This window comes from Cognaticolwellia beringensis (assembly GCF_002076895.1).
GTDB lineage: Bacteria > Pseudomonadota > Gammaproteobacteria > Enterobacterales > Alteromonadaceae > Cognaticolwellia > Cognaticolwellia beringensis.
Genome location: NZ_CP020465.1, coordinates 4,426,707 through 4,451,530 on the forward strand (window position 1 = coordinate 4,426,707; position 24,824 = coordinate 4,451,530).

At 38.3% G+C, this 24,824-nt stretch carries 16 protein-coding genes, 12 tRNA genes and 1 pseudogene; 8 read left to right on the forward strand and 21 right to left on the reverse strand.

All coding sequences use genetic code 11. The features are described from left to right. Nucleotides 1-10: 10 nt before the first annotated feature. The 18 genes from B5D82_RS18600 to B5D82_RS18685 all read right to left on the reverse strand — a co-directional run bounded on the left by B5D82_RS18600 (nt 11) and on the right by B5D82_RS18685 (nt 12,365). Nucleotides 11-910, reverse strand: a complete 900-nt coding sequence (locus B5D82_RS18600) for an ABC transporter ATP-binding protein (protein WP_081153828.1) — start codon at nt 908-910, stop codon at nt 11-13. Beyond that, a complete protein-coding gene (locus tag B5D82_RS18605) occupies nt 907-1,722 on the reverse strand; it encodes a hypothetical protein (RefSeq protein WP_081153830.1) in 816 nt (271 codons plus the stop codon). The genes B5D82_RS18600 and B5D82_RS18605 overlap by 4 nt, the downstream gene beginning before the upstream one ends. Nucleotides 1,723-1,906: 184 nt before the next feature. Next, the gene (locus B5D82_RS18610) at nt 1,907-4,534 is read right to left on the reverse strand and encodes a DUF748 domain-containing protein (RefSeq protein WP_081153832.1); all 2,628 of its coding nucleotides are present in this window, start codon (nt 4,532-4,534) and stop codon (nt 1,907-1,909) included. 143 nt (nt 4,535-4,677) lie between these two features. Further along, nucleotides 4,678-5,349, reverse strand: coding sequence for a DUF2959 domain-containing protein (locus B5D82_RS18615; RefSeq protein ID WP_081153834.1), 672 nt, complete (start codon nt 5,347-5,349; stop codon nt 4,678-4,680). Continuing rightward, nucleotides 5,346-5,576: a hypothetical protein gene (locus tag B5D82_RS18620; RefSeq protein WP_081153837.1), complete on the reverse strand. Its 231-nt coding sequence runs from the start codon at nt 5,574-5,576 to the stop codon at nt 5,346-5,348. Before B5D82_RS18620 ends, B5D82_RS18615 begins: the two co-directional genes overlap by 4 nt. Nucleotides 5,577-6,035: 459 nt before the next feature. Then, entirely contained in the window at nt 6,036-7,352 is a 1,317-nt protein-coding gene (locus B5D82_RS18625) for an outer membrane protein transport protein (RefSeq protein WP_081153839.1), read from the reverse strand. A 299-nt stretch (nt 7,353-7,651) separates the two neighbouring features. After that, a tRNA-Leu gene (locus B5D82_RS18630) sits at nt 7,652-7,738 on the reverse strand. Between the two features lie 61 nt (nt 7,739-7,799). After that, nucleotides 7,800-7,875, reverse strand: a tRNA-Gly gene (locus B5D82_RS18635). Between the two features lie 41 nt (nt 7,876-7,916). Further along, a tRNA-Leu gene (locus tag B5D82_RS18640) sits at nt 7,917-8,003 on the reverse strand. Nucleotides 8,004-8,065: 62 nt separating this feature from the next. Then, nucleotides 8,066-8,141, reverse strand: a tRNA-Gly gene (locus B5D82_RS18645). A 52-nt stretch (nt 8,142-8,193) separates the two neighbouring features. Continuing rightward, nucleotides 8,194-8,269 (reverse strand) — tRNA-Gly (locus tag B5D82_RS18650). Nucleotides 8,270-8,335: 66 nt separating this feature from the next. Continuing rightward, nucleotides 8,336-8,422 (reverse strand) — tRNA-Leu (locus tag B5D82_RS18655). A gap of 4 nt (nt 8,423-8,426) precedes the next feature. Beyond that, a tRNA-Cys gene (locus B5D82_RS18660) sits at nt 8,427-8,500 on the reverse strand. Nucleotides 8,501-8,558: 58 nt separating this feature from the next. After that, nucleotides 8,559-8,634 (reverse strand) — tRNA-Gly (locus B5D82_RS18665). Between the two features lie 147 nt (nt 8,635-8,781). Next, nucleotides 8,782-9,360, reverse strand: a complete 579-nt coding sequence (gene pgsA, locus B5D82_RS18670; protein ID WP_094122833.1) for a CDP-diacylglycerol--glycerol-3-phosphate 3-phosphatidyltransferase — start codon at nt 9,358-9,360, stop codon at nt 8,782-8,784. A 110-nt stretch (nt 9,361-9,470) separates the two neighbouring features. Further along, a complete protein-coding gene (uvrC, locus tag B5D82_RS18675) occupies nt 9,471-11,324 on the reverse strand; it encodes an excinuclease ABC subunit UvrC (protein ID WP_281255935.1) in 1,854 nt (617 codons plus the stop codon). 2 nt (nt 11,325-11,326) lie between these two features. Continuing rightward, nucleotides 11,327-11,971, reverse strand: coding sequence for a UvrY/SirA/GacA family response regulator transcription factor (uvrY, locus tag B5D82_RS18680; protein ID WP_081153843.1), 645 nt, complete (start codon nt 11,969-11,971; stop codon nt 11,327-11,329). 139 nt (nt 11,972-12,110) lie between these two features. Beyond that, nucleotides 12,111-12,365 carry an anticodon-binding domain-containing protein gene (locus B5D82_RS18685; protein ID WP_172820659.1) on the reverse strand — a complete coding sequence of 85 codons (255 nt, stop codon included), beginning with the start codon at nt 12,363-12,365 and terminating at the stop codon, nt 12,111-12,113. A 176-nt stretch (nt 12,366-12,541) separates the two neighbouring features. On the opposite strand from B5D82_RS18685, the gene fabA reads away from it, so the two are divergent. After that, nucleotides 12,542-13,057, forward strand: a complete 516-nt coding sequence (gene fabA, locus B5D82_RS18690) for a bifunctional 3-hydroxydecanoyl-ACP dehydratase/trans-2-decenoyl-ACP isomerase (RefSeq protein WP_081153845.1) — start codon at nt 12,542-12,544, stop codon at nt 13,055-13,057. Nucleotides 13,058-13,754: 697 nt separating this feature from the next. Here the strand turns inward: fabA and gltX are convergent. Then, nucleotides 13,755-15,167, reverse strand: a complete 1,413-nt coding sequence (gene gltX, locus B5D82_RS18695; protein ID WP_081153847.1) for a glutamate--tRNA ligase — start codon at nt 15,165-15,167, stop codon at nt 13,755-13,757. A gap of 280 nt (nt 15,168-15,447) precedes the next feature. On the opposite strand from gltX, the gene B5D82_RS18700 reads away from it, so the two are divergent. The 5 genes from B5D82_RS18700 to B5D82_RS18720 all read left to right on the forward strand — a co-directional run bounded on the left by B5D82_RS18700 (nt 15,448) and on the right by B5D82_RS18720 (nt 17,179). Further along, a tRNA-Val gene (locus B5D82_RS18700) sits at nt 15,448-15,523 on the forward strand. A gap of 28 nt (nt 15,524-15,551) precedes the next feature. Next, nucleotides 15,552-15,627 (forward strand) — tRNA-Val (locus tag B5D82_RS18705). A 149-nt stretch (nt 15,628-15,776) separates the two neighbouring features. Next, nucleotides 15,777-15,852: transfer RNA gene (locus B5D82_RS18710), tRNA-Val, on the forward strand. A gap of 149 nt (nt 15,853-16,001) precedes the next feature. Continuing rightward, nucleotides 16,002-16,077, forward strand: a tRNA-Val gene (locus B5D82_RS18715). 706 nt (nt 16,078-16,783) lie between these two features. Next, a complete protein-coding gene (locus B5D82_RS18720) occupies nt 16,784-17,179 on the forward strand; it encodes an RNA-binding S4 domain-containing protein (protein WP_081153849.1) in 396 nt (131 codons plus the stop codon). Between the two features lie 251 nt (nt 17,180-17,430). Here the strand turns inward: B5D82_RS18720 and B5D82_RS19955 are convergent. Together B5D82_RS19955 and B5D82_RS18725 are read right to left on the reverse strand one after the other, a co-directional pair. After that, nucleotides 17,431-17,526: pseudogene (locus B5D82_RS19955) on the reverse strand (transposase); the annotation flags it as partial. Nucleotides 17,527-17,793: 267 nt separating this feature from the next. Next, entirely contained in the window at nt 17,794-20,631 is a 2,838-nt protein-coding gene (locus tag B5D82_RS18725) for a TonB-dependent receptor domain-containing protein (RefSeq protein ID WP_081153851.1), read from the reverse strand. Nucleotides 20,632-21,080: 449 nt separating this feature from the next. On the opposite strand from B5D82_RS18725, the gene B5D82_RS18730 reads away from it, so the two are divergent. Together B5D82_RS18730 and B5D82_RS18735 are read left to right on the forward strand one after the other, a co-directional pair. Continuing rightward, nucleotides 21,081-22,790 (forward strand): proline--tRNA ligase, encoded by a 1,710-nt coding sequence (locus B5D82_RS18730; protein WP_081153853.1) that lies wholly within the window; start codon nt 21,081-21,083, stop codon nt 22,788-22,790. Between the two features lie 788 nt (nt 22,791-23,578). After that, nucleotides 23,579-24,754, forward strand: coding sequence for an IS4 family transposase (locus B5D82_RS18735; protein WP_081148330.1), 1,176 nt, complete (start codon nt 23,579-23,581; stop codon nt 24,752-24,754). The last annotated feature ends 70 nt before the right edge of the window (nt 24,755-24,824 follow it).

A 24,824-nucleotide genomic window follows, 5' to 3' on the forward strand; every position in this document is an offset into this window, starting at 1 on the left:
AGGTTAATTTTTAAAACAGTTGGTTCTCTAGTGTTTTACCATTAATAAGCTGGTTATAAGTCCAATTGTTTTTGGCTAAAAGTGTTAATAAATCTACTTCAATATTTATCTGGCCATGCTGATTATCAATGACCAGTAAATATTCTCTATCTTGTGTCATATCAACTTGGCTAACCCCTGGTATTTGCTTGAGTGCAGACAGAACATCGCTCTGGTGGTGTTTCATTCTAAGCGTGATAAATCGCACACCCTCTTTATTACCATGTGTTTGATGCTGCTTTAAAATACCGTTTTCAAGATAAAGTACCTGATCACATAAACGTTCAAGTTCACTAAGATCATGAGAGCTTAAAATAAAGTTAACTTCACTTGCATGTTCAGCAACAATGGCGCGTATCTCCCTCGCATTCGCAGGATCAAGCCCTGCTGTGGCTTCATCGAGCATAACAATTTCAGGGTTTCCTAATAAGGCTTGCGCTATAGTTGCACGTTTACGCATACCGTGCGATAACTCACTGGGCAGACTATTAAGCGCATCCGATAAGCCGACCATCTCAAGCACTCTAACCGTATCGCTCTTGGCCAATTTATGACTCATACCTTGTAATCGCGAATAAAAACTTAATTGCGTCGCAATGGTGAACCTAGGATCTAATTGCGCGTCTTGAGGTAGGGCTGACAAACGTCCGAAAAGCGCAGCATGTCCAGGTTTATGGCCTAAAATACTAATCTTGCCTGACGACGGCTGAATATAGCCACATAGCAAACTAAATAAAGTCGTTTTACCTGCACCATTAGGTCCAACCAAAGCTACTGGTGCGCCTTTTTCTAATGCAAATTCGACTTTGTTCAATGCCTTGTTATGACCATAATTTTTCGTTACTTGTTGAACATCGATAATTAAACTCATAATGATGCTCGCTTCATAATTAAATGGCTTGTGATAAGCAATACAACAGTCTGTATTAAAGGTAATAGGTATTGGCTAACACCAACACTACTTTGAGACAAAACACGGCTTATTTGCTCACCTGGGAATAATAAATTGAGATAAAATGTTTGGCCAAATTGATATTCAATAAAAGTAACAATTAAAGGCCCTAACGCAAAGAATAAGGTTGCGGCTACTATCGCCAGTCTTGCTGACGTTACAAAAGTATTTAGCAGCGACATTAGCGCAATAAATGGCATAACCACGATCAATATCTCTAAAGATAACTTACTGCCAAGCCATATACTATCAGATAACAGGCTGATATCTCGCACACTGGCTAATATTGTAGTCGCAATCGAAGTCAACAATATTAGTATCGCCATAATCAGCAATTGGCCTAAATAACGGCCCAGCACTAACTCAGCTCTGGTTGTGCGTAACGTGATAAATCTTAATGTGCCACGTTGCTTATCTGAGCAAAATTGATCGCTACATACCAACAAGGCAAAACTTGGAAAAAAATATATCGCCACCAACCAATAAATAGCGTATTCAGCTACCGGCCAATCTAGCAAGGCTGAAAGTCCTAACGCACCAAATAATTTTTCCGCCATACTTTCAAATGAATGCGAAGTAACAGTCGCTGACGCTGAGCTAACAAAGTAGTACAGAATAATAAACCAGATAGTGGCAAAGGCTAATAACGCCAATAATCCACGTTTAGTTTTAAACAAACGTACTATTTCAAACGTAATAATAGTAGAGATTCTAGCTAGGTTAATATTCATCTGCACCGATAATTTTATAGGTTAAATACATTAAAATGAAAGCTGATAAATCGTGAGTTTTACTCAATTAATCAATTCGGTATTATCACAATTTAAGTGAGCTCTATGGTTAGTGCTAACGACTAAGGTTTATTCGTTAGCACTAACCATGTTGATTTAACAAATCACAACGCTGTAATTTATTTTAAATAACGAATTTTATTCGTGATTTAGCCCCTTTTGAGGTATCTATTTGCGGTTTACAAAATAATAGCCGCGCTGAAGGCACTTTTAATTGCTCTACTAAATGCGCTTTAAATAAATCGACACGTTGTTGCGATATTTTGCTTAAACGAGCAATATTTTCTGGTAGGTGTGCTTGTTCGGCATCCTCTAATTCAATATCACTCGCCGTGGCCACAGCACAAAGTTTAACATTTATGTTGCCTCTATCTGCTAGCATCACCGACATTTGGCGACTAAATTCTAGTTGTTCAGCATTTAACTCGGTGGCAGTAGCCGGATAAACTAAGTCGTTAATTCTCAATTTAAGTGCAAACTCACCTGCCGCCATAGCCACTTTCATTACACTGGCATAAGGTACAAACGTTGTGATTAAGTAATCTTTCGCTGCTGACATCGTCGCTTGTTTCACCAGCAAGGTTAGTAAACCCGATAATCCAAAAGAAGGTGAATTCGTATCACCTTTTAATGGCAATGACAGTTCAACGTTACCATCGGAATCTTTTAACATTCCTAAAGCTACATTAAACGGCACACTAAACCCGTCTGATATTGCCCCTCGTTCATTATCATCAGCGGCGGTAAACTCTACACCTCGCAGTAATATATCAACATCGCCATTAATTTTATTACCGGTCAAGCCCGCTGCAATAGTCAGATCAAGCTGCCCGCTTTCAATCTCATATTTTAAAGCCTGCTTAATATAGCTAGAAACGCCAGGTAAACTTAGCTCTTTAATGACAGCATTTAATTTAAATTTTTGTTGTTCTGCAAACGGTACACCACGCCCTTTTATATCAAAATTAGCGTAGGTATCGCTTTTACCTTGAATATCAAGTATCACTTCTTGCTCAGGTTTGCCAGTATCGATATCAGACAAAAGCAAATGAGTAATATTAACATTACGCTCATAATGCGGATTAACACTGCTGTCTTTAAAATCTATTTGAGCGTCATCAAGCAAAGTAAATTTGCCTATTCTAAATACTTGCTTAGCCGGTTTACTCGCTTCTTCTGTTACAACCGCAGGTACTGTCAGCTCTTTATCAAGCACCGTGCTATCTTGCTCAGTGTTATTACTATCTTGCTCAGTGGCATTACTTTTTATATCATCAGGACTAGCTAAGGCAACTAGCGTAGACAATTGTTTATCTTTATCTAATAAAACATTAGCCACAAGGCCAGACAAGCTAATGTCATTAATGGCAATAAGCTCAGGTGTATATTCGATGTTATTTACCGATAAACCATTAAATGCGGCTAAAGCAGGCATATTTTGCTGAATATTTTTTGAAAACTGACTCTTGGCAACGTCTACACTTTCAATATTGACCTTCGCAATATCTTGCTGATATTGCAGTACAATATGATTAACTGATAATGTCGCAATTTCAGCTAATATTGCTTCAGTTTCTATCGACTTTGCCGCAATGCCGTCAACAGTAACGTCTAATATTGCATCGACGCTAATCGGATTATTTGCCGGTAATAAAACAGCTAAATTGTTAGCTTGAACCTTTTGACTGTTAATATCGATAGCAATATTATTTTGCTCTACATGCAAGCCCTCAACGCTCACTAACAAGTCATTAATATTAACTGATGTTTGCTCTTTACTGAGTGTAATATTATTTTTGTCAGCTTTTTTTACCTTATCGTCAGCATTCAAAGCTGATGTTACAGGCAATAACGACTTGGTATTTTGGATCTCAATGTTTTGTTTTTTAACCGAAAGCGCTAATCCTTCCTGGTTAACCAAAAGATCTTCAACCGTCAATATTAGTTTATTAATATTGATTAACGTCTCTGCTTCGTTGATGGCAATATTAAATTTGCTAGCATAACTAACTTTGCCTTCAAGCGATAATATGGTTGGCGGTAAAAATGCCTTTGCCGCAATTAATTCAATATTTTTAGCATTAAGCTCAACACTAATTTCACCTTGTTGTTTCAGTAAACTACCATCTATGGCTATTTCTATTGGTGCGCCGTTTAAATGGCTAACTAAATTTAATTTAATATCTTGAACATTTTGTGACAGTAAAATGTTCTGCAAAAAAAATGAATCTAATTGAATATTATGTTTTTGTGAAAAATACAGCAATTCAATATGGGCATCGGTCAAAGAGAATTCGGGCACGATAACTTGATAAGGAAAATTGGTGCCTTCTGGCTCCACTTCAGGCTCTGCTTCCACTGGCACAGGGTTTTCAGACATTAGCTCAAAACCCGCTATATTGAGTGACGACTCGTTCACCGTTACAGGGATAAATATGCCATTAAGAGTAAACTCTGCGACATAAATTTTATCAAAAAATAATTGGTACAAATGAACTTCAGCGTTAAGGCTTTGCAGTTTAAGTGCACTAGCTTGCTCATGAGTTTTTACTTCTAAATCGCTTATCGTTAAATGTGCTGTAAATGGGTTATAGCGAATACTAGATGTATCAGTAAGTAGCAAAGGTTTTGGTAAGCCATAAGTATTTATAACGTAGCGAATTATCGTTGGTGAAAGTAGCCAAACAAGCAGATAAATAACAATAAAACTGATCACTAAAATTTGAAGAAGGCGTTTAAAATAACGGCCCATACTAGATTCCTATACATTGACGAGATAACAAGGCCGATAACAACCTATTGGTTATTGCACCTGTACTAATTTACGTAATTTAAAGGTAAAACGGACTATCGCAACGTAAGCACGATAGTCCGTATAATAAAAAGCTTAACAAGCTACTCGGTTTTTAACAAGTCGATAAATTGCTGAGACTGCTCTATAGCTTTACTCATGTCTGCCACTAAAGACTCAACATCACGTTTAATGGTTATATACTCAACTTGTAATGCGCCAATAGCTTGGGCATTTAAGTTATGCTTAAGATATAAACTATTATCTTTTAAAGCTGATAATACTGGTGCCATTCTATCTTTAGCTCTGTACATAGACTTAATTAAGGTTTGGTAAGTCCGTTCAGTTTTTCTCAATTTTTGCTGACTTTGTTGTTTTAAACTGTTACTAGAATATTGTTGAATTTCTTCGTTCCATTCATCGAACAATGCATCAGCAACGCTTTCAATAGCATCAATACGAGAAGAGACTTCATCAGCTGACGCTTTACTGGCGAGATATTGCTCATTAACCAGTTCATATTGTGCAGCCAAATCTCCACCATCGTAACTTATCAATTGAGACAGTTGTTCCAATGCAGATTTGAACTGCACCTGGGCATCTTCTTGAGACGTCTGTGCATCTTCAACTCTATCAAGCATAATATCGCGCTTATGCACACCTACTTTTTCCATGGCAGAATAATAAGCAGACTGACACCCTACAAGCAACACAAGCGTAATTACAACGAAGGTTAATTTTGAAACCGCACTATTTATAATTTTTAAAGCTTTCATAAGTTATTACCACTGGAAAATTTTGCAGCATCAATAATTGCCCACAAATGTGTAATCCCCGCAAACACAATAGGGAACACTAACCATGAAAGACCCCAAAAAATACTCGCAAAAACAAAAAACAAAATAGCAGGAATTATACGACCTTGTACTAATTGGCCTAAACCCGGAATAAAAAGACTGCAAATCGCTGCTAATACATTACCGCCAGAACCTTGCTGTGCCATAAAAACTCTCCTAAATGTAAATACTTGGTATTAATATATCGTTTAATGTCAAAAGTATAGCATTAGATTAATTTGTAAGCTGCTGTTATTAGGTCAATATAATGTAAAAAAATAAGACACAACTTTAAGCTTATAAATAGAAAATATTGTAGGATGGTTTTGTAAAAATTATAGTGACATCTCTAGATAATAACTGGTGCACTCAATAATAAAAAAATAAATTATTTATAATCAATAGCATGAAGATTTAAAGTGAATAATAAAACACTGTAAAAGTAGAGGGACATACCCGTTAGTCATCATGGTAAATTCTTTTAAAGCAATTGAAAAGCCAACCGTTTTCACGATTGGCTTAAATCTAAAAAGCACCATACCGGCTAAATAAATTAAAATGAAAATATAGTATTCAAAAACAACTTAAATAATACCAATTTCATATAATAGCTTGTAGCAATTTATTTAAAAGCTTTTGTTATACTGCACCGCTAAAAGCCATGCGTTCCCTTCTGAGCTAAAACTCCAGTCTTTATTGCCCACAAAAGGGCTTAATGCATCAGGTAAAGCAGCTAATAAAGCGTCTTCTTCTGTAACCACAACATTGTCACCATTAACATACGAAATACCAAAATCGACACTGTCCGTGTCATTTAACTGGTATGTCGCACCGGCACTATACCAAAGGCGGTCACTATCCGGTATTGAAATTGAACGATGTTCTACTGCCGCAGACTGATCGAATGCCACACCCATTCTCAATGTTACTTCTTGATTAAGATTATATGTTGCGCCTAATGCGAAGCGATAAGTATCTTCAAAACTTTCTTGCTTTTCAAAGGCTAACTCATTGCCCGCATAAGCTTCAAGTTTTTCAAAGCTAGACCACTGAGTGAACATTACGCTGTAATGTGCTACCCATTGAGTCGTCAATTGATGAAAACCTGAGAACTCAGCTATCGATGGCATATCAATAGTTAAACTACCATCTTCTGTCGGTGTCCCCAAACCAGTATAGTCGCCCTCAAACGCAAGTTCTACTTTGCTTCGATAAGCGAAAGCAATCCTGTGATCACTATTAATTTCATAAACAACACCAACATTCCAACCATAGCCAAAATCGTCACCCGACATATTTACAACTTCAGTGCTCGTTGGTACCGGTGGAAACACTAAACCAACGCCAGGAATTGTAATACCACTTTCTAGCACCTTACCTGCATGCCTAATAAGCTCGGCTTCACCATAGACAACATTCAAGCCTAAGCCTAGACTAAGCTGTTCATTAACGCGGTAAGAGCCACTGATGTTAGCATTGATCGTTTTTAAATCTGTTTTGCCACCAATAGAGCCTGCAGCATAATCTTTTTCGTATTCACTTTTTAAACCATAGTTTGAATTAATAGCTAAACCATAGGCGAAAGTATCATTTACTGGGTTAATAAAATACGCGGCAGGAATAATAGCACTGGGTACAACTCCATCTTGATCAAGCTCATTTACGTTGTAACCTGCACCCAGTATATCGGGTGCATTAATACCTTCAACTTTAACACCTGGATCAATATACGTTGCCGATAGTGATAAAGATTTTTTGTCGAATAACGCCATTGCTGCTGGGTTACGTGCTAACACAGCGGCATCGTCAGCAATCACCGCATCACCGGCAAAAGCACGACCCAAGCCAGAGGCACTTGTTTCGTTTAACTGAAAAGAGGCAGAATGAGTATTAAAAGCGGCCAACGCGATAGCAGTGGCGATAATTGATTTTTGTAATGTCATACTAAGTTCTCGAAATTAGGGTATAAGGTTTTTATCGTATTGAAAATTAAAGTAATACTATGCGAAAAGCCACTTGCACTATGTTAATAAGTGTAACTACAACAACATTAAAATAATATTGAAGTAATGGGCTATTCTCACCAATAAAATGGATCAGATAAAGAGTGAAAGTGCTATAAATGTTTAAAACGGGAAGTAGTAAAAAAACTTTAAAAGCGGAGATAGTAAGAATATTAACCAGAATTTTCTTAAGGAGTATTGAGATATTTAAAAATACAATTTACTGAATTAATCAGTGATGGTACCCGAGGCCGGACTTGAACCGGCACACTCTTACAAGCGAGGGATTTTAAATCCCTTGTGTCTACCAATTCCACCACTCGGGCAACGAGAGTATTTTTTATAGTAGAGATTGGGACCCTACTTTGATAGTAAAACTATCGAATTTGGAGCGGCTAACGAGACTCGAACTCGTGACATTCACGTTGGCAACGTGATGCTCTACCAGCTGAGCTACAGCCGCTTCGTAGATTTTAAAAAAACATCTAACTGATAAATCAGTAATGGTACCCGAGGCCGGACTTGAACCGGCACACTCTTACAAGCGAGGGATTTTAAATCCCTTGTGTCTACCAATTCCACCACTCGGGCAACGAGAGTTTTTTTTATAGTAGAGATTGGGACCCTACTGTGATAACAAAAGTTATCAAATTTGGAGCGGCTAACGAGACTCGAACTCGTGACATTCACGTTGGCAACGTGATGCTCTACCAGCTGAGCTACAGCCGCTTCATGGTCTTAATTCATCACAAAAAATTAAGATTTTTACCTATTTAAAATTTGGAGCGGCTAACGAGACTCGAACTCGTGACATTCACGTTGGCAACGTGATGCTCTACCAGCTGAGCTACAGCCGCTTCATATTTTAAATTCACTCTATACATACGCCAATATGTATTAACACCCCTACTGTACTAATGAAATGGTACCCGAGGCCGGACTTGAACCGGCACACTCTTACAAGCGAGGGATTTTAAATCCCTTGTGTCTACCAATTCCACCACTCGGGCAATGTGGAGGCGGGTCCCGGAGTCGAACCGAGGTAATCGGATTTGCAATCCGGTGCATGGCCACTCTGCCAACCCGCCATTTTCATCAACTACGAGTAAGGTAGTATTCCTTAGATTATTTCTCTTAAAGAGAAATTGGAGCGGCTAACGAGACTCGAACTCGTGACATTCACGTTGGCAACGTGATGCTCTACCAGCTGAGCTACAGCCGCTTCATCTGCTGACTCCCTGTCAACTGGAAACGCATTCTACATTGAAAAACTTATGAGTCAACCCTTTAATATCAATTTTATTTCGACTGCTCAAAAAGCGACTAATCTGGTGTTTTTTTAACTAAAAATGCCCTATTTAACGACTAATTACTTACTTAACTCTGGCCAAGCCGCTTTAAAATAAATTACCATTGACCAAAAAGTAAGCACTGTAGCAATCGCATAAAAACTAAAAGCAGCAAAAAGTAATATTTCATGCGGAAATTCAAATAAAATTAACGGTATATCATAAGTTGGATACCAAATTAATCCCATAATACCTAACATTTGTGCCGCCGTTTTATATTTTCCCATTTGTGAAACAGCAATTATGTCTCTTTTACCACGTGAAGACATAAACTCACGTAAGGCACTAATAAATATTTCACGCGCTATCATTAATATCGCTGAAATCGAAATCCACCAAACTTGCAAGTCTTGGATAAGAATAACTAATGCAGCAACTACCATTAATTTATCTGCAACGGGGTCGATGAATGCCCCAAATGCCGACGACTGATTAAGTTTTCGAGCTAAGTAACCATCAAGTGCATCACTAACAGCAGCGAACCAAAAGACAACAAATGCGCCAAAATGATTCCACGATACCGGTAAATAAAATACCACGATAAAAACCGGGATTAACACAATTCTAAATAATGTAATTTGGTTGGGGATTGTCCACATAATATGTCTTATATTCTTATCGTTAGCTGATCAAGATTGAATTGAGCTTAACCTCATTGAAATAATAAATACCTCAATGGGTATTACAGACATTTTACACAGATCGAGGACTAATTGTCATGCAAGGCGTCATAAATATTTTCCGCCAACACTTTACTCACACCTGGCACTTTTTCCAACGTTGCTCTATCTGCCTTTAAAACTTCTTGTAAGCCACCCAAATACTGTAAAAGGGCTTGTCTTTTCTTAGCCCCTATTCCTGGAATGGTTTCTAATGTTGACTTTTTACTGGCCTTTTGTCGTTTGGCTCGGTGTCCAGTAATTGCGAAGCGGTGAGACTCATCACGTATATGCTGCACTAAATGTAAAGCCGGAGATGTGGCAGGCAACGATATTAATTGATGGCTACCTGCTAAAATTAATGTTTCAAGCCCCGGTTTTCTCGACTCACCTTTAGCAACACCAACCAATAACGGTGTTTTTACTTGATCAATGCCAGCAAAAAAATCTTCAGCCTTAGCTAACTGCCCTTTACCACCATCAATAAAAATAATGTCAGGCATTTTTTCTTCACTGGTCACTTTGCTGTAACGTTTATCTAAAGCAAACGCCATGGCCGCATAATCATCGCCTGGGGTAATACCGTGCACGTTATAACGCCGATAATCGCTTTTTAATGGCCCTTCTTGGTCAAACACTACATTTGACGCCACGGTTTGTTGTCCCATAGTGTGGCTAATATCAAAACATTCAATGCGCGATATACCATTGGTTAATTCAAACACTTCATTTAACGCTGAAAATCTTGCTTGCATCGACTCTTTATGAGAGTTTCTAGTCATTAAAGCGGTCGCAGCATTCGTACAAGCTAATTTAAGGTACTGTGCACGCTCAGTGCGAACATTATGCGACATCTTTACATCATGCTCGGCTTGGTCGCTAATAACCTTAATTATCTCTTGCTGACTTTCAATTGCCTCAGGAATAATGATTTCTTTTGGGATAGCGCCTAAGTTCAAATCATTGCCAATATAGTGTTGACTGATAAAAGCCGCAATTATTTCCGCATCGCTAGTATCTACCGGCACCGTTGGGAAATAACTTTTACTGCCTAATATTTTATGCTCTCGAACAAATAATAAATGGATACAAGCTTGAGATTTATGACGATGTAACCCTATCACATCCATTTCTGCAGCCGAGCCACTGACAAATTGCTGTTGCTGAACTTTTCGTAAGGTAGCTATTTGGTCTCTATACTTTGCCGCATGCTCAAAGTTTAACGTTTTACTGGCGTTCTCCATGTTCTCGACCAAATGTTCAATTACTTTGTTGCTTTTGCCCTTGAGAAACAACTTAGCTAACTGAACTTGCTTTTGATAATCACTTGGCGATATTTTATCAACACAAGGGGCAGAACAACGCCCCAGTTGATGTTGCAAACATGGGCGACTTCTCGCCCGATAATAACTGTCCTCACACTGCCTCAACGGAAAAAGCTTTTGCATAAGGCGCAAGCTCTCCCAGACTGCACCTACGGTCGGGTATGGGCCAAAATAATCGCCTTTAACTTTCTTACCACCACGGTGTAAGCCTAATTTCGGATGTTTATGATCGGTAATCAATAAGTACGGGTAAGATTTATCATCACGCAGTAAAATATTATATTTCGGTTGGTACTTCTTAATATAATTATTTTCAAGGATCAGCGCTTCACCTTCCGTATGGGTAACGGTAACGTCTATAGCGGATATTTGTTTAACTAGGGCGCGAGTTTTATTACTACCAACATCTTTGCGAAAATAACTCGCCAGACGTTTTTTTAATTGTTTAGCCTTACCAACATAAATCACCGTTTGGGTTATATCGTACATACGATAAACCCCGGCTTGTTCGGAAACGGCGGCTAAAAAGGCTTTATGATCAAATAAGGTTTCATCATTTGATAAGATTTTCTCAGACAAGGCTAAAAAACTTCAGTTTTCAACATACCATGACGAATCGCTAAATGTGTTAACTCAACATCATTACCAACATTAAGCTTTTCAAACATACGGTAACGGTAGCTGTTAATCGTTTTTGTGCTCAGTACTAATTGCTCAGAAATATTAGGTACTTTTTCGCCCCGAGTGATCATTAACATAATTTGTAATTCGCGTTCAGATAAACTACTGAAAGGGTTTTCATCGGGAGATTTAAATTGGCTTAACGCCATTTGTTGGGCAATTTCTGGTGTTATATAGCGTTGACCACTGTTAACAGCTCGAATCGCATTAATCATCTCATCAGGGCCAGCTCCTTTAGTCAGGTAACCTGCTGCGCCAATCTGCATGACTTTTGTTGGAATGGGGTCCTCACTATATACGGTTAACACAATAACTTTTACATCGGGTGCATAACGAATGATTTTTTTCGTCGCTTGTAAGCCGCCAATACCGGGCATGTTCATATCCATCAGAACAACATTCGGCTCAATTTTACGACAAAACTGCACGGCTTCCTCGCCTGTTTTGGCTTCACCAATCACCTTAAGTCCTTTTACTTCGTCCAGTATTTTTCGTATTCCAGTACGAACCAACTCATGGTCATCAACTAACAAAACATTTATCAACGTAGGATTACCTTATGAATACTTTATAAAAAGTAGCGGAGTTAAGACAAAATAATATAGCGAATAGGGCTTTAACACAATCTAAATTCAGCTTTTTGAAAAATTTAGTTATCTCAATCAAGCCAATTGAACGGACTAATTATAGGTCATTTTTATTCAGCCAGTTATTTAATAAGCCAATTTGACCATTTTTATAGGCCGCATAAGTCAATCGAACCGCATTACTTAAAATAATACTGTCATTCCACTTTGTTTGATCGGCAATCAATTCGTAGCATTTTTGTGCTTCAGGTGAGAGGTAACCGCGCATTTCTTTCTTACCACGGTCTTTTTGTCGTTCACGATAACGTTTTTGTTTCTCAGCATTAGTTAACGCTTTCTTTTTAATATTCATCAATAAGTTACCTAATTTAAGTTTAAAACACCATCGGTTACGCATAACCAATTCTGGCAAATTTATCAGCAATTGTTAAGTAAAATATTGATTTATTTAACTGTTCGGAGTTGTTTAGCGTACAAGTGTTCGCTAAAGTAACGTCTTTGAAATTATTAATAAATCTAAGTGATCACATGGAACAACAAAATTCGTTCTCAAAAGAAGACCTAGTAAAAGCTGGTACTGGTGAAATGTTTGGCCCCGGTAATAGTCAATTACCCTCTGACAATATGTTAATGATGGATAGAATTGTTAGCATTACAGATGATGGCGGTGAACATGGTAAAGGCGAAATTATTGCTGAATTAGACATAACCCCTGACCTTTGGTTTTTCGATTGTCATTTCAAAGGTGACCCGGTAATGCCTGGTTGTTTAGGTTTAGACGCCATGTGGCAATTAACCGGTTTCTTCTTAGCATGGTCAGGCGGCCCAGGTCACGGACGTGCATTAGGTGTAGGTGAAGTTAAATTCACTGGTCAAATTTTACCAACAGCTAAAAAAGTAACTTACAAAATCACCTTAAAACGCGTGATTAAACGTAAACTATTTATGGGTATTGCTGACGGTACCGTTTCTGTTGACGGTAGAGTTATCTATACAGCAAAAGATTTAAAAGTTGGTTTATTTACTGATACAACTAAGTTTTAATTATTATTGTTTCAAGTGTGTATCTATTCATGTTGGATAGGCTTAAGCTTTATAAATGACGGCATAAATGCCGACCTACAAAGATAACTACATCATGAAAGTAAAAAGCCAGCAGTTACGCTGGCTTTTGTGTATCTAATATCCAATGTTATTAATGTATTTTGTAGGTCGGGCTTCAGCCCGTCAAAATGACGGCATAAATGCCGACCTACAATGATAACTACACCATAAAAATAAAAAGCCAGCATTCAAGCTGGCTTTTGTGTATCTAATATCCAATGTTATTAATGTACTTTGTAGGTCGGGTTTCAGCACGTAAAAATGACGGCATAAATGCCGACCTACAAAGATAACTCCACCTTAAAAATAAAAAGCCAGCATTGACACTGGCTTTTGTGTATCTAATATCCAATGTTATTAATGTACTTTGTAGGTCGGGCTTCAGCCCGTAAAAATGACGGCATAAATGCCGACCTACAAAGATAACTCCACCTTAAAAATAAAAAGCCAGCATTGACACTGGCTTTTGTGTATCTAATATCCAATGTTATTAATGTACTTTGTAGGTCGGGCTTCAGCCCGTCAAAATGACGGCATAAATGCCGACCTACAAAGATAACTACATCATGAAAATAAAAAGCCAGCAGTTACGCTGGCTTTGGGTTATTATTTTTTCGTAACACGTTAAGTGTATAAATTAACTATTGGCGATACGAGCATCAACCACAGCAATTGCTTGATCAATTCTCGCCAAAACTTTTTGTTGGTCTAATAATGCTAAGGTAATGTCCAACGACGGTGAATTCCCCCCCCCCGTTGCCGCAACACGCAATGGCATGCCTACTTTACCCATACCGACTTCAAGCTCTGTCGCAGTATCATTAATCGCGGCATGAATCGGTGCCGCTGACCAATCAGTTAACGCTGCTAACTTCTCTTTTACCAATAGCAATGGCGCTTTAACAACCGGACGTAAATGTTTTTTAACAGCGCTAGCATCAAGTTCTGTGAAATCTTCATAAAAGTAGCGGCTAATTTGCGCCATTTCTTTTAGTGTTTTAACGCGATCAGCTTGTATTTTAACTATTTCTTCAAGCGCAGGGCCATTTTCAACATTAATCCCTTGCTCTGCCATGTGCCAAGCAAGATGAGTGGCAACGTACGCAGGATCTAATGTTTTCATATAATGCTGATTCACCCAAATAAGTTTATCAGTATTAAAGCCTGAAGCTGCACGATTACAATCTTTAAGATCAAATAACTCAATCATCTCTTCACGAGAAAAAATTTCTTTATCGCCATGTGACCAACCTAAACGCACTAAATAATTAAGTAATGCTTCCGGTAAGTAACCGTCATCACGATATTGCATTACACCAACCGCGCCATGACGTTTCGATAAACGTTTACCGTCATCGCCCAAAATCATAGGGATATGAGCATACTCAGGTACCGCGGCACCTAAAGCAATTAAGATATTAATTTGTTTTGGTGTATTACTAATATGGTCATCACCACGCACCACATGAGAAACTTTCATATCCCAATCATCAACAACAACAGTTAAGTTGTATGTAGGTGTTCCGTCTGAACGCGCAATAATTAAATCATCAAGTTGCTCATTACTTATCGTAATATCACCTTTAACCATGTCTTTAATAACTACATCGCCGTCTAACGGATTTTTAAAACGAATAGCATAGGGCTTATCTTCTGGGTAATCAGTGCGTTCACGCCATAAACCATTATATTTCTCAATTTCACCTTTCGCTTTTGCTTCTTCACGCATAGCGTCGACTTCTTCAGCGGTGCTGTAACAACGATAAGCGTTTCCAGAAGCTAATAATTGCTCAATAACTTCTTTATAGCGATCAAAACGTTGAGTTTGAAAGTAAGGCCCATGAGTCCATGGTAAGTCTAACCAATTCATGCCATCCATAATAGCGTCAACAGAGGCTTGTGTTGAACGTTCTATGTCGGTGTCTTCTATTCTAAGAATAAAGTCACCGCCATTTTTTTGCGCATAGAGCCAGCTATATAAAGCAGTACGAGCACCACCAACATGTAAGTATCCCGTTGGGCTTGGAGCAAATCGAGTTGTTAAAGTCATAAAAGTCTCAATCAAATATATCTATTTGTTTAAATGAATAAATTAAACAAAGGTAATTAAAAAAGTTGTCGGCATTTTATCAGGCAAGCGAAGTAAATACACCTTTTAGCATGTTAAATTTATTCGCTATCCGTAATGATAAACAAAAATAAAGTTCACAAAACCATCAGTCTGTCGAAATTTAGAGCGTTCAAGCTAAATAGTTAAAAAAAATATAAAAAATTACTGACTTTAGGTTGACAGCTTTTTCGATCTCCCTATAATACGCCCCCACAGAGAAGGACGATTAGCTCAGTTGGGAGAGCACCGCCCTTACAAGGCGGGGGTCACTGGTTCAAGCCCAGTATCGTCCACCATACTTCTCTGAATGTACTATTTAATATCGGACGATTAGCTCAGTTGGGAGAGCACCGCCCTTACAAGGCGGGGGTCACTGGTTCAAGCCCAGTATCGTCCACCACTTAATTAAAAGTGACGAAAACAATTTAGTGTGGGAAAGAAATAAGGTCATCACCTTCTACTCTTTATCACCCGCACCGAATCACTGATTAAAACTCAGTATCGTCCACCACTTCTTTTACCATTAAAAGAAGTATAAAATAAAAAAATGGACGATTAGCTCAGTTGGGAGAGCACCGCCCTTACAAGGCGGGGGTCACTGGTTCAAGCCCAGTATCGTCCACCACTTAATTAAAAGTGACGAAGACAATTTAGTGTGGGAAAGAAATAAGGTCATCACCTTCTACTTTTTATCACCCGCGCCGAATCACTGATTTAAACCCAGTATCGTCCACCACTTCTTTTGCCATGAAAGAAGTTTAAAATAAATAAAATGGACGATTAGCTCAGTTGGGAGAGCACCGCCCTTACAAGGCGGGGGTCACTGGTTCAAGCCCAGTATCGTCCACCACTTTTATTTATAAACCTTAAAACCTTAAAACCATAAAACCATAAAACCATAAAAGTTATAGCACATTCTACCCTTTATCACCCGCGCCGAATCACTAATTCAAGCCCAGTATCGTCCACCATTCTTTATCTTAAAAATTCTATAATATTTATTTAAAATAAAAAATTAGAGCACCTTCTACTCTTTATCACCCACGCCGAACCACTAGTTCAAGCCCAGTATCATCCACCATTCTTATTTATAAACCTTATAAATCTTAAAACCATAAAAGTTATAGCACCTTCTACCCTTTATCACCCGCGCCGAATCACTGGTTCAAGCCCAGTATCGTCCACCATTCTTATTTACCTAATTCAAATTGCCATCAAAAATAGATTAACGATTAACTCAGCTCAGAAGCACCTACTACTCTTAATTACCAATTCATTAGATTAATCGTCTTTTTAAACGTGACGGACTAAAGTCCGACCTACAAAAAATTACCGCTAAACGTTAAATAATCACCGGTAAGCTCTCCATATACGACTCACAAATGATACAAAGAACGAGCTCCAGTAATATCCAATGCCCTTTGTTGGTTTGCTATTTCTGTTAACTTTACTTACTTAGCCTCAATTTACTGTCAATCGTTATAAATACTACAACGACATGTCAAAACAACTAAGATATAATCAGTTTTTTCGTTAACTACAAGATTAAACTTTACATGTCTTCAAATTTCCCGCTTATTGATGTTTCTACCCAACCTATCGAACTTTGCAAATTGTTAAAAATAGCGAATATGGTTAGTGGTGGTGGTGAGGCTAAAATTGTTATTAGTGAAGGTTATGTGTTGTTGAATAACGAGGTTGAATTTCAAAAACGCAAAAAAGTTTATCACGACGATATTATAGAATTTAATGGTGATATTATTCAGGTTAATGTGGTTAAACGGGGCAAAGACGAATTGCCGATGACAACGAAAAAACAAGCTGAAAACACCCTTAAAAAGCAGAATGCGTTTAAGAAAACTAAGAATAAACAAAACAAAACCGATAGCCAACCCCAAGCTGTTCAAGCACCTGATGCCCCCCGCTCAAAGCGTAAACCTATCTCTTTTTAAATACAGACTTTACCACTGAGATCTCTGTGTATGTAATTGAAAATACATAGTGATACTTTTGCATAAAGCCGTACTTTACTCGGGGTTGCTGACAAAGTAACTCACGGCCTTTTTTAGAATGTCTCGCCCCCTATAACGCGCTTCAATTCGGCTTCGAGCTTAGCGAACCTTAGCTGGTCATTAGGCTATTTAATAGACTTAGGTTTATCAAATAATTGATTTTCTAGTGATATAACGTTTTAGTGAAAATCTCGAACCGGTACTTCAGCGACTGAATAACCGCGTTCATCGGTTTGTTTAACTGCTTCAATTTTAAATTCTTGGGTATACCGTTTGCCTTTGCTCATAAACACTGACGTGGTCTAATTGAAGTTATAATGTAACTTGTTGGGTGTCTAGTAAAGTGTGGGGAGTCCAGACTTCCTTCAGACTCTACCGTTAGCCAGTAACACCCTTGCCATTCAGTTTAACTGCCTCTTAGTCTGAGTGATCCCTATCTTTCAAGTGAACGGGTTTGCCAACTTCACTGGGCAAAAAAAAAGGCCAGGAGAAAAATCTCTGGCCTTTCATTATACCATCCACTTATTTTAGAACGGAGAACAAATACTAATCAACTACATCGAAAATGAGATTTGTGTGTAGTAGAAACGTCCAATATTATCATAGCCAGCTGAACCTGAACCAGTTCCGCTAGTGCCGATAGGCAAGTCTTTATTAAATAGATTATCCACACCAGCTTTTAAGCTTAGGCCATTGTCAAAGTTATAACCTACAGTCAGATCAGAAACAACATAACTTGGGAAACTCATTAAACTACTTGGGTTAGGGTTATCTTCTAACTCTTGTTCTGTATATAAACTCACATCTTGTAAGTAACGAGTTTTCCATGTCCCGTTCCAGTTACCATTTGTATAACCAATTAATAAGTTAGCTTGCCACTTAGATTCACCAGTAGTACCAGCATTTTCCGTAAAGTCGCTCGGATCATCTTGGAAAGGGTAAGTTTTACGTTCTTTCAAATATGTACCAATTAACGTACTTTTAAGATTACCGCCCGCAAGTTCAAAATCATAACCAAGTTCAAAGTCAATACCAGCAGCTTCTTGACCAGCTAAGTTAAGTACTGAGCGTTGTAGTAAAGTAATTTCATGAGTTGATGCATCACGGGTGATCAAATTACAATATTGATTATCAATACCTGTTTCTGAATCTACACAACGATCAATAATATCCTGCGCACCTGTACTAGAAATTGCATCTGTTAATTCAATTTTCCAATAATCGACAGTTAAAGACGCACCTTCAAGGAATTCTGGTTGGTAGACAAAACCAATCGTTGTACTTTCCGATTTCTCTTCTCTTATATCTTTATTACCAGACTGTGATCCGCGAATAGACGCTGAGTCATAATCAGAATTAAAATCTACAGGAATGCCTAAAGCAGCACAGTTACTTGCACGTGTTGTTTTATTTGCTAAGTCGTCAAGGTTTTCTTGTCTACATGCATCATCTACATTAAAGAATGTTTCACTTGCTGCACCAAAAATTTCGCCAATATTTGGCGCTCTTAGTGCTTCAGAGTATGTTGATCGAATGCGTAAGCCGTAACCTACAGTCCAATCAAGGCCTGCTTTCCAACTAGTGGCATTACCAATAGTGCTATAATCAGCAAAACGAGCAGCAGTCTCTATCCTTAAATCTTCCATTAAAGGTAAGTCTGTCAACAGTGGTACTGATAGCTCAACAAATGCTTCTCTTACATTGAATGAGCCTTTGTCCTCACCCAAAGCATTAAAGAATGTACCTATAGCATTCTCTGGCTCTTCAGTTACACTCTCTTCTTTTCGATACTCTAAACCTGCAGCAAAACCAACTGGGCCAGCTGGCATATCAAATAATGCGCCATTACTTACTGAACCACCAACAACAGTTTGCTCAATTTTACTACTACCCACTGAAGTCGTATTAATATAATCAGCAGCCGCTTGAGATGGTGCACCAAAACCTAAAATATCTACGGCTACACATCCATCAGCACGAGCTTCAGCGCTGCGACAAACAGCATTACCATTTGTATCAATTACTGAGTCTAACGCATTAGCATAATTTGCTCGAATAAGATTATTAAGATTTACACGTGTATGGTCAGTGACCCCATAAACGGCTGAAACATCATAGCTCCAATCGTCAGAAAGATAGCCTTCAGCACCGACAACAAAACGTTTAGTTTCACGCTCATCTTCTTCGATACGAACGCCCAAATCAGTTAACATACGGTTAGGGCTAATACTAACTAAACCATTATCATCCATCAATTGACCAAGTTCAGCACCAACAAAGGCATTATCACGTTTTATCCTATTTAAACTATTAAAGAAACCAAAAGCCGGTTGACCTTGATCTTCCGCTTCAACTTTTGCATATTTTGCACTGAAGTAAACGTTGTGATCATCAGTAACATCATAATTAACTTTAAAATTTAAGTTCAAACGATCGAATTTAGGTTGAATATCAGTAAACTGCCCTAAATTAAATACATCACAATCAGCACATCTAATACCATCAACATTATCACCTACAAACACTTTACGAGGCGTACCGTCACGGTTGAAGCTGTATATATCATTACCTGCACTAAAGACACCGGCATTATTAATAAAATAATGCCCAGCATTAGGTGTATAAATTTTATCCGGAAAATCTAGAGAGTCTTTATTTTCTTCTGTTTGATTTGGATTTCTTAAGTCTGTATATGGTGTTCTTAATTGTTCACGATCAAGGCTGCTGAATCGATTTTGTTCTACATATTCAACTGCAAATGCAGCATTACCCCGGTCATTACCAAAGTTTTGGCCATAAGAGAACGTATACTTTGAGTTTTTGTATGGACCTTCTTCAGAAAACCCTTTAGTAGCACTTACGTCTAAACCTTCAATGTTTTTCTTTAAAATAAAGTTAACTACACCTGTTACTGCATCCGCGCCGTATACAGCAGATGCACCGCCAGTAATAATTTCCACACGCTCTACCCATGAACTTGGAATAGTGTTGGTATCAACAGAAGCTGAACCTGCAGCACTAGATACGTGGCGTTTACCATCAACTAAAACTAATGTACGGTCAGTCCCCATGTTACGTAGATCTAAAATATTTAAACCTGCAGTACCAATAAACCGCCCAGAGTTAGCGAGTGAATAAGTATTTGCTAATGCTGGTAGTTCATTTAATGCTTCACCAATGTTAATAGCACCGGTATTCAGTAAATCTGCACCACTAATTACAGTTACAGGTGATGGTGCAATAGCACCTTCACGTAAAATACGTGAACCCGTAACTGAAATGCGCTCTACTTCGCTGGTTTCTTGCTCTTCAAAAGCTAAAGCAGGCATAGTAATTATGCTGCCCAAAATAGCTAGAGAAATAGCTTTTTTAATTTTTGTAAATTCTCTCATGATTCTTTCCTGTTTTTATAAAATGTTTTTTTTAAATTTTTAGTGTTTTAAAATAAATCACACAAATTATTAATAGAAATCAGGTTAAAACTGATAACTAGCATTGAAATCCTTAAAGATACTAACATTGAATTTTACGCTTTTGAAACATTATTTAACAAAATTGCAACATAAAAACAAGGAAGATGTAAAGATAATAATCCATATTTTCGTGTATCATCTATTAAGCTAACTATTTATATATCAGACATAAAATTAAATTAATACGGGATTAATTTATAGAAAATAAAAACAATTAATAGACCAGACTAGTTAAAGTAATGTTAATTTATTTATTCGGTTACCAATAATATTTACTTATTGTGCAATTTAAAGCTTTTGTGGCTGAAACGCCCCTGCTAGAATAAGCGCCATATTTTATGCTCGCTTACTAATGGAATTTTTTCTCAATGCGTACAAGCCAATATTTACTTTCAACCTTGAAAGAAACCCCTGCTAGCGCTGAAGTTATCAGTCATCAATTAATGTTACGTGCTGGTTTAGTGCGTAATGTCGCATCAGGTTTATATACTTGGTTACCGACAGGTTTAAAAGTACTACGTAAAGTTGAAAATATTGTTCGTGAAGAAATGGAACGAGCGGGCGCATTAGAAGTGTTAATGCCAATGGTTCAACCAGCCGATTTATGGGAAGAGTCAGGGCGTTGGGAAGATTACGGTCCTGAGTTATTACGTTTAAAGGATCGTCATGACCGTGCTTTTGTTTTAGGCCCTACGCATGAAGAAGTGATTACAAAACTGGTTGCCAATGAAATTAACAGCTACAAGCAACTACCATTGAACCTGTTTCAAATTCAAACAAAATTCCGTGATGAAATCCGCCCTCGTTTCGGCGTTATGCGTGGCCGTGAATTTTTAATGAAAGATGCTTATTCTTTCCATTTAGGCGAAGAATGTTTGAAGAAAACCTATCAAGCGATGTTTGACGCTTATTGTCGTATTTTTGACCGTTTAGGCTTAGATTACCGCCCTGTTATTGCTGATACGGGCTCTATTGGTGGTGAAGCTTCACATGAATTTCATGTATTAGCTGACTCTGGCGAAGACGATATTGCTTTTAGTGATGGTTCTGACTTTGCGGCTAACGTTGAAAAAGCCGAAGCGCTAGCACCAACAGGTGAACGTCCAGCGGCAACACAAGCCTTGAGTGAAATTGCTACACCTAAAGTGCGAACAATAGAAGATTTAGCGAAATTTTTATCTCTTGATGCAGCAAACACGGTTAAAACATTATTGGTGTTAGGCGAAGCAACAAAAGAACACGAAGCGCCAATTGTGGCGTTAGTTTTACGCGGCGATCACCAGTTAAACGAAGTTAAAGCTGAGAACTTAGCAAAAATTGCCTCACCGTTAACTTTTGCAACAGAGGAGCAAATTTTAGCTGTAATTGGTTGTAACGCTGGCTCAATTGGCCCAGTTGGTTTAGATATTGACGTCATAGTTGACCGTAGTGCTGCTCACTTAGCTGATTTTGTTTGTGGTGCTAACAAAAATGATATGCATTTAACTGGCGTTAACTGGGAACGCGATACTCAAAACTACAGCGTTTCAGATTTACGTAATGTGGTAGCCGGTGATCCTAGCCCTTGTGGTCAAGGTAATATTGAAATTAAACGCGGTATTGAAGTGGGCCATATTTTCCAATTAGGTGAAAAATATGCGCAAACCATGAACTGTGGTGTATTAACCGAAGCCGGTAAAAACCAAATTTTAACTATGGGTTGTTACGGTATCGGCGTTTCTCGTATCGTGGCCGCGGCGATTGAACAAAATCACGATAAATACGGTATTAAATGGCCTGCAGCAATAGCACCTTATCAAGTAGCTGTTGTGCCAATGAACATGGCAAAGTCTGCACGTGTTAAAGAAACAGCAGAAGCGTTATACGAACAACTGCAAACCGCTGGCATCGAAGTAATTTTTGATGATCGTAAAGAGCGCCCTGGTGTTATGTTTGCTGATCATGAATTAATGGGCACGCCGTTATTGCTTGTTATTGGTGAACGCAACCTAGACAACCAAGAAATTGAAGTGAAGAACCGTATTACTGGTGAAAAATCGATGTTAGCCATCAGCGATGTTATGTCTTTATTCGCTTAATAATTGAGTTAAAACGTTTAGTTAGATAATTTACCCGTAAATGAAAGTAACAAAAATATAAAACGGCTTTGCATCACTGCAAAGCCGTTTTTTTTATGATATTAAGTTACGTCCTACAAGCTAAGAATATAGCCTTGGCTCTTGTTTTTTTGTAGGTCGGACTTCAGTCCGTCATCCACTAAGCTCCCCATTAATCCAATGTACCGATAAACATCAGCAGCGGTATTTCTTCGCTAGGTATTTATGGTAAAAACTGTTACCACGGTTACCACGGTTAAATTTAATTTAGCTTGATGGACTAAAGTCCAACCTACAGAGGGCTTACGGCGGAGAATTCGGCATTGGGCTCTTGTTTTGTAGGTCGGACTTCAGTCCGTCAATCACTAAGCTCCCCATTGTTCCAATGTACCGATAAACATCAGCAGCGGTATTTCTTCGCTAGGGACTTATAGTTAAAGCGGTTACACGGTTAAATTTCATTTTACTTGATGGACTAAAGTCCAACCTACAGAGGGCTTACGGCGGATAATTCGGCATTGGGCTCTTGTTTTGTAGGTCGGACTTCAGTCCGTCAATCACTAAGCTACCCATTAACCCAATGTCCCCATAAACATCAGCAGCGGTATTTCTTCGCTAGGTATTTATAGTTAAAGCGGTTAACACGGTTAAATTTCATTTAACTTGATGGACTAAAGTCTGAGGAATCCCCACAAGTTTAAGAAGTAAGCGCTTGATATCTGGTAAAATGTTAATCACCACAAAAAACAAATATACCAAATACAAGCGCTATGCCTTCATTATCAGACTTATTCACCTTTGATTCAAACACTTTAGATCCTAGAATTACAAAATCTCTTTTTACTGCTGCTGATAGTCTCATCAATGGTGCGGCATTGACCTTAACCTCGATGGGAAGACACGCTGCTAGCTTGCAGGGTAAATCAGAAAAACACGCGATAAAACGTATCGATAGACTGCTTGGGAGTCAGCCTTTATATCAGAATAGGCAGTCATTTTACCAGGACATTGCACGGCTGTTTATTACGACACCCCACCCACTTATTCATGTGGACTGGTCCACCGTCTACAACTATAACTTCGTCATGCTCAGAGCCGCCATTTCTATTGGAGGACGTGCAGTTACGATCTATGAGGAAGTTCATCCTGAAAGTAAACACACGAACCACCAAGTACACTTGAACTTCATTGCTAATTTAAAAAAGATATTACCTGAAGATATTCAGCCTATTATATGCACGGATGCGGGCTTTAAAATCCCGTGGTTTAAAGCGATCGAGGCTCAGCAATGGTACTGGCTTGCAAGGACAAGAGGCACTGTAAAATGCCAACGTCAAGGTGAAAGCGATTGGCATTATGTGAGCAAATGTCACCATCTTGCGCTCTCTATAGCAAGTGAGCTCAAAGGCGTAATCTTATCAAAGGCTCATCAATTTGTTTGTCGTGGTGTCTTATTCAAAGGACGAAAGATGTATCGCCATAAGCTTAATCGAAAGGGCGTAACCACAAAATGTAAAACCAATATAAAGAGTTCAAAGTCAGCTAAAGAGCCTTGGTTCTTAGTATCTAATTTACCTAGAAATACATTTAAACCGCAGCATTTAGTGAATATGTATAAACGAAGAATGGCCATTGAAGAATCCTTTAGAGACTGTAAAAATGAATACTATGGCTTAGGCTTGTCTCGTAGTTTAAGCCGTTCAGTAGAAAGGCTGCAGGTTATTTTACTGTTAAGTATGATGGTTCAATTTTATCTATATTGTGTAGGCAAGGCAGCGGAATCAGCAGGCTATCATCGGCAATTCCAAGCAAACTCGGTGAAAACTAAGCGTGTGCTATCTTATGGGTATTTAGCGCTAAGGATCCTACAACATAAGCGGTATTATATATCGGATAAGATGATAATCAGTGCAATGAAGGCACTGATTCATGAAAGTTTATATTGAGAAACTTGTGGGGATCTCTCAGACTAAAGTCCAACCTACAGAGGGCTTACGGTTGGTTATTTAATGTTAG

What these genes read in the sequence shown, in the direction of transcription:
- gltX (WP_081153847.1), bottom strand. Translation starts at nt 15,167, where the DNA reads ATGACTTTAACAACTCGATTTGCTCCAAGCCCAACGGGATACTTACAT.
- pgsA (WP_094122833.1), bottom strand. Translation starts at nt 9,360, where the DNA reads ATGTGGACAATCCCCAACCAAATTACATTATTTAGAATTGTGTTAATC.
- B5D82_RS18615 (WP_081153834.1), bottom strand. Translation starts at nt 5,349, where the DNA reads ATGAAAGCTTTAAAAATTATAAATAGTGCGGTTTCAAAATTAACCTTC.
- fabA (WP_081153845.1), top strand. Translation starts at nt 12,542, where the DNA reads ATGGAACAACAAAATTCGTTCTCAAAAGAAGACCTAGTAAAAGCTGGT.
- B5D82_RS18625 (WP_081153839.1), bottom strand. Translation starts at nt 7,352, where the DNA reads ATGACATTACAAAAATCAATTATCGCCACTGCTATCGCGTTGGCCGCT.
- B5D82_RS18730 (WP_081153853.1), top strand. Translation starts at nt 21,081, where the DNA reads ATGCGTACAAGCCAATATTTACTTTCAACCTTGAAAGAAACCCCTGCT.
- B5D82_RS18600 (WP_081153828.1), bottom strand. Translation starts at nt 910, where the DNA reads ATGAGTTTAATTATCGATGTTCAACAAGTAACGAAAAATTATGGTCAT.
- B5D82_RS18685 (WP_172820659.1), bottom strand. Translation starts at nt 12,365, where the DNA reads ATGAATATTAAAAAGAAAGCGTTAACTAATGCTGAGAAACAAAAACGT.
- B5D82_RS18610 (WP_081153832.1), bottom strand. Translation starts at nt 4,534, where the DNA reads ATGGGCCGTTATTTTAAACGCCTTCTTCAAATTTTAGTGATCAGTTTT.
- B5D82_RS18735 (WP_081148330.1), top strand. Translation starts at nt 23,579, where the DNA reads ATGCCTTCATTATCAGACTTATTCACCTTTGATTCAAACACTTTAGAT.
- B5D82_RS18605 (WP_081153830.1), bottom strand. Translation starts at nt 1,722, where the DNA reads ATGAATATTAACCTAGCTAGAATCTCTACTATTATTACGTTTGAAATA.
- B5D82_RS18720 (WP_081153849.1), top strand. Translation starts at nt 16,784, where the DNA reads ATGTCTTCAAATTTCCCGCTTATTGATGTTTCTACCCAACCTATCGAA.
- B5D82_RS18725 (WP_081153851.1), bottom strand. Translation starts at nt 20,631, where the DNA reads ATGAGAGAATTTACAAAAATTAAAAAAGCTATTTCTCTAGCTATTTTG.
- B5D82_RS18620 (WP_081153837.1), bottom strand. Translation starts at nt 5,576, where the DNA reads ATGGCACAGCAAGGTTCTGGCGGTAATGTATTAGCAGCGATTTGCAGT.